The organism is Pseudorhodoplanes sp., assembly GCF_050250235.1.
Lineage (GTDB): Bacteria > Pseudomonadota > Alphaproteobacteria > Rhizobiales > Xanthobacteraceae > Pseudorhodoplanes.
Genome location: NZ_JBFWPA010000194.1, coordinates 1 through 8581, shown reverse-complemented (window position 1 = coordinate 8581; position 8581 = coordinate 1). Strand labels below are relative to the sequence as shown.

At 58.5% G+C, this 8581-nt stretch carries 9 protein-coding genes and 1 pseudogene; 7 read left to right on the top strand and 3 right to left on the bottom strand.

Annotated features, from left to right (window positions below):
• Positions 1 to 215: pseudogene (locus AB7F49_RS35915) on the top strand (hypothetical protein); the annotation flags it as partial.
• Positions 216 to 453: 238 nt separating this feature from the next.
• On the opposite strand, the gene AB7F49_RS35910 reads toward AB7F49_RS35915, so the two are convergent.
• Both AB7F49_RS35910 and AB7F49_RS35905 read right to left on the bottom strand, forming a co-directional pair.
• On the bottom strand, positions 454 to 1428 hold the full coding sequence (locus AB7F49_RS35910; RefSeq protein ID WP_428531622.1) for a hypothetical protein: 975 nt from the start codon (positions 1426 to 1428) through the stop codon (positions 454 to 456).
• Positions 1425 to 2267, bottom strand: coding sequence for a TVP38/TMEM64 family protein (locus AB7F49_RS35905; RefSeq protein ID WP_428531619.1), 843 nt, complete (start codon positions 2265 to 2267; stop codon positions 1425 to 1427). Before AB7F49_RS35905 ends, AB7F49_RS35910 begins: the two co-directional genes overlap by 4 nt.
• A gap of 257 nt (positions 2268 to 2524) precedes the next feature.
• On the opposite strand from AB7F49_RS35905, the gene AB7F49_RS35900 reads away from it, so the two are divergent.
• From AB7F49_RS35900 to AB7F49_RS35885, 4 genes are read left to right on the top strand one after another with little or no spacing between them, the layout of a single operon-like run.
• Positions 2525 to 3502 (top strand): radical SAM protein, encoded by a 978-nt coding sequence (locus AB7F49_RS35900; RefSeq protein WP_428531616.1) that lies wholly within the window; start codon positions 2525 to 2527, stop codon positions 3500 to 3502.
• Positions 3499 to 4359 carry a DUF547 domain-containing protein gene (locus AB7F49_RS35895; RefSeq protein ID WP_428531613.1) on the top strand — a complete coding sequence of 287 codons (861 nt, stop codon included), beginning with the start codon at positions 3499 to 3501 and terminating at the stop codon, positions 4357 to 4359. Before AB7F49_RS35900 ends, AB7F49_RS35895 begins: the two co-directional genes overlap by 4 nt.
• Positions 4356 to 5810, top strand: coding sequence for a hypothetical protein (locus AB7F49_RS35890; RefSeq protein WP_428531610.1), 1455 nt, complete (start codon positions 4356 to 4358; stop codon positions 5808 to 5810). Before AB7F49_RS35895 ends, AB7F49_RS35890 begins: the two co-directional genes overlap by 4 nt.
• On the top strand, positions 5807 to 6541 hold the full coding sequence (locus AB7F49_RS35885; protein WP_428531607.1) for a glycosyltransferase family 2 protein: 735 nt from the start codon (positions 5807 to 5809) through the stop codon (positions 6539 to 6541). Before AB7F49_RS35890 ends, AB7F49_RS35885 begins: the two co-directional genes overlap by 4 nt.
• Before the next feature lie 16 nt (positions 6542 to 6557).
• Here the strand turns inward: AB7F49_RS35885 and AB7F49_RS35880 are convergent, their stop codons facing one another.
• Positions 6558 to 7535, bottom strand: a complete 978-nt coding sequence (locus AB7F49_RS35880) for a hypothetical protein (RefSeq protein WP_428531604.1) — start codon at positions 7533 to 7535, stop codon at positions 6558 to 6560.
• A 332-nt stretch (positions 7536 to 7867) separates the two neighbouring features.
• On the opposite strand from AB7F49_RS35880, the gene AB7F49_RS35875 reads away from it, so the two are divergent.
• The gene (locus AB7F49_RS35875) at positions 7868 to 8110 is read left to right on the top strand and encodes a hypothetical protein (RefSeq protein ID WP_428531601.1); all 243 of its coding nucleotides are present in this window, start codon (positions 7868 to 7870) and stop codon (positions 8108 to 8110) included.
• Between the two features lie 50 nt (positions 8111 to 8160).
• A complete protein-coding gene (locus AB7F49_RS35870; RefSeq protein WP_428531598.1) occupies positions 8161 to 8370 on the top strand; it encodes a hypothetical protein in 210 nt (69 codons plus the stop codon).
• Positions 8371 to 8581 lie beyond the last annotated feature (211 nt).

Here is an 8581-nt window from a genome sequence, read left to right as displayed (position 1 = left end):
GCAATCTCGTCAACGTCGGAGGCGGATTGGTTGCGGCGACCGGCAGCGACGTTCAGCACTGGGGAATCGGCATTCATCAGCACGTCGACGCGGCGGCTATGGAGTTCTTTCTTACGTACAAGAACTATTCGGTCGACATCGATGTGCTCGCCGGGCCGCGCGCCAACCTTAGGGACCTCCACCTCGTCATAGCCGGTACGCGGATTCAATTCTAAGCCGGTACCGGCGGTCCAGATCGACAAAAAGCAACAAGGGCGGTGGCCTTCCGGCGACCGCCCTTTCTTAGCGTCTGGAACTATGGTCGTGGTGGAAGACCGCTTCGCCGTGCCGGTAACTATATCAAGCCTAGGCTTGACGAAGGAATGAATGCCTGCAGGGCTTCTAGAGAGCACAAATAATTGCGATGCTTTGCGTTTAGCATCGTTCACGTATCCGGCTCGATTGCCGACAATCTCATGAGGGGATCGGACGGGCCCGGCTTAAGTCGGCTGCGCTGTGAACGCCCAGTATTCGGCGTCGATAGGAAATTGCCGCCGGCGACCCCTCCGGCCAGACCCGATCGAACTGGTCGACAAAGCGTGTGTAGTCAAATGCCACCGGCAGTGCGTCAATGAACACCTCGCCGCGCTGCATTCCATAGGCTGTCGGATGAGGGCTTGGATCCAGCGATATTCGTGTGATCAAGCCGCGCCTATCGTTAGAAAAATTACTCATACCCGCCGAACCATTGTTGGCGATTGCCAAGCGCCCCGAGGGGAGATCAAAGTCCCGCATCACGGCACCGCAAGTGTGCGTGGATGCAAAGACGTCCACATCGGAAGCGTCCTTGACGCCATTGAGCCAGGTCCGAATCGATTGGTCATCGAGGTGCTCGGTCGCGAACCGCCAGCCGGCCACTGATATCGGGTCGCCATGCACGATTCCTATTCGTAGCGTTCCGACGCAGGCGACGAGCGTCTTGGGAAGCGCGTGAAGGCGGCTTCGACACCGCCGTGGTACAATCTCTCGAAGCCCCTCCAGTATCGCATTGGATCGCTCGACGACACCGTCGTCGACATATGGCGGATACGCACAGCCGCAACCAGCGCCAACATCTCGGTTACGCGCAATTTCCATCTCAATATTACCGGCGATGCTGGGATATTGCTCCATTCGCCTGTCAAGGTCGGCAAAAATGTCGTGCTCCGCATCGAACCAGTGAGCGTCGCCGTTGAACACAAGCTGCACGGTCGTTTTCTCAGCGGAAGCCAGTGCCTCTATTGCGTCAAGCGCGAACGCATTGCCATAGAGTCCTCCGACGACATAGATGGATTGAGCAGTTATGTCGGCCGCCCGCCGCAAGTCGGCAGGATTAGTTGCATAGTCTGCCGGGCAGCTTCTTCCAGGAGGTTCAACAGGGCGGCGCTTCCCCTTAGTGGCATTCGTCATTCAGCCGCGGCCTCCCCCTTGAGAAGCCACTTCTTCAAAGGGATGGCGGCGAGCGCCAATGCCGCCAGTCCGACCAGCCCGAGTAGGACCTCTGTGGAGAGAATGCTTGCGAAGGAGATGGGTTCGTTGCCTTCAAGGGCCGTGCCGAGGCCAGCCCCCGCCAATGAGTACACTGTAGTGCCTGGCATTATTCCAAAGAAGGTCGTCACGACAAATGTTGTACTGCGCACGCCAACAAACGCCGGGATCAAGTTCACAAGAACGAATGGGACCAGCGGGACCAGCCGAAGGACGAGAAGATACGACCATGCATTGTCGCGCAGGTTGTTGGCGATCAGTTGAATCCTTGGCCCGAGTCGGGCGAGGGAATTCGTGCTGAAAGACCGTGCCAGCTCGAAGACGATCGTGGCGCCGACCGTCGCTCCGAGTACGGTCAGGAGCGTCCCGGCAACCGCTCCGAAGAGGAAACCGCCGGTCAACGTCAGAAATGTAGCGCCGGGCAACGAGAACGCCACGACTCCAATATACGTCGCAACGTACAGCGCGGCCGCGAACAGTTGGTTTGCCTGCACGAAGTCCATCAGCTCGCGACGGTTGGCGCGCAGTACATCGATAGAGAGATATTGATCTAGACCCGAGATGCGCGCCCCCGCCAGGAGGGCGAGAATGGCAAGTACCAACCACACGCGCCGGTATTTCAAGAAGCTGGACAGCTTACCAAGCATTGGAACCTTCTCCGCCGGCGGAACCGATGCGGGACTTTGCGGCCCGGTTGCTTCCGCCATGCTGCGTTCGCCTGCCGTTGGACGCATTGATGAACGCTTCGTCTTTGTGCTCATGTCGTCTCTCTGAGGGCGCACACGACACAAGTTCGCAATGGCTGAACTGTTCGTTACACCAATCACTGGAACGTGATCCTCGTCACAGAGGACGCTGCCTGTGTCACGAAGTCGTGACCCGTGTAACGGAGCAGCTAACCCACACGAATGGAATGGGTAGGCCGTGAAACGTTTGGGGACCCGTCGGAACCGGTCCGCTCGGAAGACACTGAAGCGTACCGCATTTGCCTATATCCAAGAGGGAGCATCTAGCGAGAATGAATCCGCGACCACAGTTTCAAAAATTCGAGCTGCTTCATTGGACTGCAAAGGGAGAACAGCGCGCAAGTGTGCCGCTACGGAAATTGGAGACCTTGTGGTTCAACACGGGCACGTTGTGCAACATCACGTGCGCCAACTGCTACATCGAGAGCTCGCCGCGGAATGATCGTCTGGACTACCTTTCACCAGACGATGTGAAGCCGTACCTCGACGAGATCGAACGGGATCGCCTGCCGACCCGCCTTATCGGTTTCACCGGCGGCGAGCCCTTCATGAATGCCAACTTTCCCGCAATCCTGGAAGAGACCCTGTCGCGCGGCTTCGAAACCCTGACGCTTACGAATGCCATGCGCCCCATGATGCGGCGCACGGTGGTGATTATAAAACTCGCCAAGCGGTACGGCCAGGCGATGCGCCTGCGCGTTTCTCTCGATGATTTTCGCGAAGGAGTGCATGACCAAGAGCGGGGTCGCGGCAGCTTCGCGACGTCGCTTACGGGGCTGAAATGGCTGAGTGATGCTGGCGTCTCAGTTGAGGTCGCAGGGCGATTTCTGTCAGGCGACGAAGAGGAAGATATCCGCGCCGGCTTCGCCGCAGTGCTATCGACGCACGGAATAGAAATTGACTGCGCTGACCCCCGGCAACTTCTGCTCTTGCCCGAAATGAGCCCTGTGTCGGATCCGCCTGAGATCACGCCGTCCTGTTGGTCGATTCTCGGTGTCTCGCCTGATGGCATCATGTGCTCGAATGCGCGCATGGTCGTTCGGCGGAAGGACACCGAAGGGCCAGTGGTCCTTGCGTGCACTCTCCTCCCCTACGACGCGCGCTTTGAACTCGGCCGTACGCTCGCGGAAGCGAATACGCCTGTCCATCTGGCCCACAAGTATTGCTCGACGTTCTGTGTTCTTGGAGGTGCCTCGTGTGGAAGCGCGCGCAGAGACGGCGAAGAGGCTGTACCGGGAGTGCTGCCATGAAAGGGCTCAATCAACTCCTAGCCCTCGTGTGCCTCATGTTCCTCGTGACCGGTCACGCATCCGCGATGGCCACCGGAACTGATGATGTGTTCGACGATTTGCTGACCCGCTATGTAATTGTGAGCGCCGATGGCGTGAACCGAGTAGACTACAAGCGTTGGAAGGCGAACACGTCCGATCATGCGCGGCTGAAACGCTACATCGTCGATTTAGAAGCCCGCGTGCCGTCAAAGATGAAGCGGGCCGAGGCGTTTGCGTACTGGGCCAATCTCTACAATGCTGTGACTCTCGATGTGGTTCTGGACAGGTACCCAATCGCTTCCATTCGGCAGATCAGCAGTGAAGGATTCTTCGATCCGAAAGCGTATGGTGGCCCATGGCGGACCAAGCGCGTAAAAGTCGAAGGCAAAGACTACTCGCTTGACGATATCGAGCACGGCGTTCTTCGTCCCACGTTCCGGGATCCTCGGGTCCACTACGCCGTAAATTGCGCATCCTTTGGGTGCCCCAATCTGCAACCCAAGGCGTGGTCGGCCAAGTCCCTTGAGACGGATCTTGATGCTGCAGCACGCGAGTTCATCAACCATCCCCGCGCCGTCACGGTGCTGCCTACCGATCGCCCAAGCATCTCTGCATTTCTGAACTGGTTCAAGGAGCCTTCGACATCGCGCCCGCTCAGGGTGTCGAGCATCTTCCGATGGTTCAGGGAAGATTTCGGCGGGACTGACGCGGGCATCATCGAGCATCTGCGGAAGTACGCCGCCCCTGATCTTGCCGCAGCCCTAGGACCTGCTGTGGCGATCTCCGAAGATGACTATGATTGGTCATTGAACGACGCGACGCGCACCACGCAATGATCGGCGTAAATTCTCGGCATGTCCTGCGCGCACTCGCGGGATCTCGAGCGACGGCGGCATTGGCCCGCCTCGCCCTTGCCGGCCTTACGGTTGTCTTCGCTCAGATCGCTTTGACCTGGCTGACGCGTGGGCTCAACCATCACACCGCAACGTCGGTCTCCTCAGTCCTGCCGCTGCTGGTGGGACTTGCGGGACCGACGGCGGTATTGCTGGTACTGGCACCGCGGATCGCCTTGCTGCGACCGTGCCGCCTCGCCGTACTGATCGTCTTTTTTGCTGGACTGGCAATGCGGCTTGTTTGGTTCGGCGTACCAGCGCCCCTCGAGGACGATTTCCAACGCTACTTTTGGGATGGGGCGGTCGTGGCTTCCGGCCTCGATCCCTATCGCTATCCACCCGAACGATTCCTAGGCGCCGAAGCGGTCCCACATGGGTATTCCGCGGTCGCCGCGGCCGGCCAGGAAACGCTGAAGCGAATCTCTTTCCCTGATCTCCGCACGATCTACCCGTCGTCAGCGCAGCTCTCGTTCGCGATCGCTCACATGATCGCACCCTTCTCGATCGAAGGTCTCAGGATTGTCTTTCTTTTCGCCGAAGTCGCAACTTTTTTTCTGATGCTATCTCTTCTGTCTGTGCTCAACGCTTCCGTACTCTGGTCGATCCTTTATTGGTGGAACCCTATGGTTGCCTTTGCCGTCATCGGCCTCGCGCACGTCGACGCACTGGTGCCTACCTTTCTCCTGGGTGCACTTCTCATGATGATCCGGCATCGAACACATATGGCTGTCGCACTTCTGGGCGTCGCCGCGGGTGTCAAAATCTGGCCGATGCTCCTGCTTCCGCTCGTTCTCACACGCGCGCGTCGTGAGCCGATGAAGCCCCTCATCACCTGTATTCTCTTCTCGATTGTACTTGCCGCTGCGATCGGCCCCTTGGCACTGTCTGCCCTGCACCCAGGCTCAGGGCTGACCGCCTATGCTTCGAGCTGGGGCAACAATAATGCTTTCTTTGCCTGGGCCAACTTCCTATCAAGCAACCTGATCGATCCCACCACTGCCGAGCGCGCACTACGCGTGTCCGTGGGCCTCTCAGCTCTTGTCGTGTCGCTCTCGGTGGCCAGAGGCGCCGGCGGCGGTCCTCGCCCCCTCGTCTGTGCATACCTCATCGTGGCTGCTGCTGTGTTCTACCTCTCACCAGCGCAATTTCCCTGGTATGCAGTCTGGTTCCTACCTCTGGCAGCCATCCTACGAAACTGGCCGCTTCTCCTCGCTTCCGCAACGTTGCCCTTCTACTATTTATTCTATCCCCTTTGGGCGGATGGACGCGGTGATGCGTTCTTCTTCGGCGCTGCATTCCTGCATTCGGTTCCGGTGCTGGCTTGGCTCGTAGGCGAGAGGCTATTTGGACACCGAGCTAGCCGTGTCGCTCCAAGGGGGATTAATCGCGCATGACCACCACTGAAGACAACTATGGGACTGTAGCGGTCATAATTCCCGCCCTGAACGAGGCCGAGGCACTGCCTTCCGTGCTCTCGGCAATTCCCTCGTGGGTTACCCATACGATCGTAGCAGACAATGGTTCGACAGATGGTACCGGCGAGGTCGCCCGTCGTCTCGGCGCGCAGGTCGTCATCGAACGGCGACGCGGATACGGGAGCGCGTGCCTGCGGGCGCTTGCAGCGTTGCCACCCGTCGACATTGTCGTATTCCTGGACGGTGACGCGAGCGATGACGTCACCGAAATGGCAATGATTGTAGCGCCCGTGGCGGCAGGTGACGCGGACTTCGTGCTTGGCTCGCGCGTCCTCGGCGATCGAGAGACGGGGGCACTCACTCCTCAGCAGGTATTCGGCAATTGGCTAGCCTGCACGCTGATCCGTTTGATCTGGAAGTATCGCTTTACCGATCTTGGTCCCTTCCGAGCCATTCGCCTCGACGCGCTGCAGCGCTTGCGCATGGCCGACCCAGACTATGGCTGGACGGTCGAGATGCAGGTCCGCGCAGCGCAGCGTGGGCTCGTGTGCAAGGAGGTTCCTGTGCGCTACCGCCGACGCATCGGCCGATCAAAGGTGTCGGGCACGATCCGAGGCGTCATCGGTGCGGGAACAAAGATCCTGTTTGTTATCTTCCGGGAGGCTCTCGCCAGCAGAGCCAATTGGCGGCTGCGGTCACATCCCGCCTAAAATGGCGCACGGCCGCTCAAATAAGAAGCTCAGCCCAACCCGTGACTTGGTGGCGCTCGGTACCATCCTTTGCGACGATGAGACCGCTCGCGACTGTCATTGCAAAGCCGCCGGTATCCCAGTGCGCGATGTCGGCCCGCTCCCGCTTCGCAAGCATCAGCCGATACGCCTTTCCATCATGTTGAAAATCAACCTGCCACTCCACAGGCCAACGGTACTTACCCCCATCAGCAGACACGGAGCGGAGAACATTGAAGTCGATATCAGCAATTGGTGCCGGCGTTCGCCACGATGCGAAGCCGACGATCTTGCCATTCAGGTCTGATCCCCCTTCTCGCTCGTGGTAGTGCATGTAGAAATCGGCATTCCCATCCGTCATCAAGTAAAGGCCATTGAAGTTTCGCCAGTTGGCAGTGAAGTCGGCGACAAATCGATTCCAATTGTGTCGCTGAAGATACTCGATGATGACGCGGCCTTTGAGAGTGCGCTTATTCCAGACAAGCGTCGCGGGAGCCCCACCAAGCCAAAAGATCCCATCCGCATTCTCTCGATAGAGGACCTTGGGCAATGGGCCTACATCCATACGTAGATCATTTGTCGCGCTCTGCATGACCGTTCCCGATGCATGAGAGCCGTTAAATTTGAAGTAGGGCGAGTCCGGTATCCGTTCGAGTTGCTTCTCGGCGTTTTCATAGTGCTGGCTGCCCTTCAGCTGCACCCAGCCGGATTGTTCGTCATGCATGACGATGAAATGATCCGCCTGGTAAGCATCGCCGGCGCGCCCGCGGTTGTTGTCGATGGCAAAATGGACCCAGCCGGTACTGTCACGTCCGACAAAGGAGAAATAATCCGAGAAGTAAAGAAGAGGGTCATGAGTCGCACCTTTAGTGTCCGCTGCACCTGGGCCCGGCCACAGTTGATTCTGAATCCCACCCGCCCCAATCGCCAATAGCCCTGCTACCGCGCCACGTCGTGTCATATATCCGGTGGACATGACTGATCTCGCTGAAGTGAGTGAAGCCTAGCCGACTCAGCCATACTCAATCAGGCACAAACAATCGCCGTCGGTCCATCTCGCACTTATCACGAATGCTTTACACCGCTGCGCCACCGCACAGCGAGGGCCTCCGACCCCGAGAAAAGGCAAAAGGGTCGACCATGGCGCTTTTGGCTCACGAGCTCATGGCCGGATTGTCCGGTTCACACGCATCACGATACCGTGAATCTGTAACAATCCGCCGGGACTAAGCGAATTCATAGTCAGATCGGGCGCATCGCCCGCTCCTATCGAAGCGCCCCTCGCATCGAGAAAAATGGAGAGATGACATGAAAACGATCCTGAGCGCTGCTGTCGCATTTGCCTTGCTGGGTGGCGCCGCCAACGCGGGCTACGGGCCCTTCTCCGACCAGCAGGCCCTTCCCCGCGCATCGGGTTACGAACAAGCACTTCATCGCTGGAGCAACGATGAATTCAAGGATGCGGTGCCTCGTACCAGCGACGATGACTTCCGCCAGGCGTTGCCGTTGACCGACGCGTCCTTCCCGGACATCACCATCGCTACGCCCTGAATGCTCACTAAAGAAAACGTCACACAAACAAGCTTAAGTGGAGAACACCAATGAAGATGATCCTCAGCACCCTCGCCTCTGTCCTCCTATTGGCCGGAACGGCCAACGCCGCTAAGTTTGATCCATTCAACGACCCGAAATTGGCGCTGCCGCGCTCGTCGGGCTACGAGCAGGCGCTGCCGCGAACGAGTGGTGACGATTTCCGGCAGGCGCTTCCTCTGTCCGATGCCTTTCCTGACGTTGTGGTGGCTCTCCCATAACTTACGCCACACACCAGATTGCGACGGCGGCCCGATGATATCGGGCCGCCGTGTGCTTTTGAATCTTACTAAAGACTTACGGCCATGTCGTCGGTTCTAGAGCCAGATTGCTGTCCGGAATGCTAGCGCGCGACCGGGCTATTTAACTTCGAAAGCAAAGCGAGATGCTCAAGTCAATTGATCTCCGAGACATTTCCAGGCGCCCCGAACA

Bases quoted from the DNA above. Each gene is read 5' to 3' on its own strand.
- AB7F49_RS35910 (WP_428531622.1), bottom strand. From the start codon at position 1,428: ATGACGAATGCCACTAAGGGGAAGCGCCGCCCTGTTGAACCTCCTGGA.
- AB7F49_RS35905 (WP_428531619.1), bottom strand. From the start codon at position 2,267: ATGAGCACAAAGACGAAGCGTTCATCAATGCGTCCAACGGCAGGCGAA.
- AB7F49_RS35900 (WP_428531616.1), top strand. From the start codon at position 2,525: ATGAATCCGCGACCACAGTTTCAAAAATTCGAGCTGCTTCATTGGACT.
- AB7F49_RS35895 (WP_428531613.1), top strand. From the start codon at position 3,499: ATGAAAGGGCTCAATCAACTCCTAGCCCTCGTGTGCCTCATGTTCCTC.
- AB7F49_RS35890 (WP_428531610.1), top strand. From the start codon at position 4,356: ATGATCGGCGTAAATTCTCGGCATGTCCTGCGCGCACTCGCGGGATCT.
- AB7F49_RS35885 (WP_428531607.1), top strand. From the start codon at position 5,807: ATGACCACCACTGAAGACAACTATGGGACTGTAGCGGTCATAATTCCC.
- AB7F49_RS35880 (WP_428531604.1), bottom strand. From the start codon at position 7,535: ATGTCCACCGGATATATGACACGACGTGGCGCGGTAGCAGGGCTATTG.
- AB7F49_RS35875 (WP_428531601.1), top strand. From the start codon at position 7,868: ATGAAAACGATCCTGAGCGCTGCTGTCGCATTTGCCTTGCTGGGTGGC.
- AB7F49_RS35870 (WP_428531598.1), top strand. From the start codon at position 8,161: ATGAAGATGATCCTCAGCACCCTCGCCTCTGTCCTCCTATTGGCCGGA.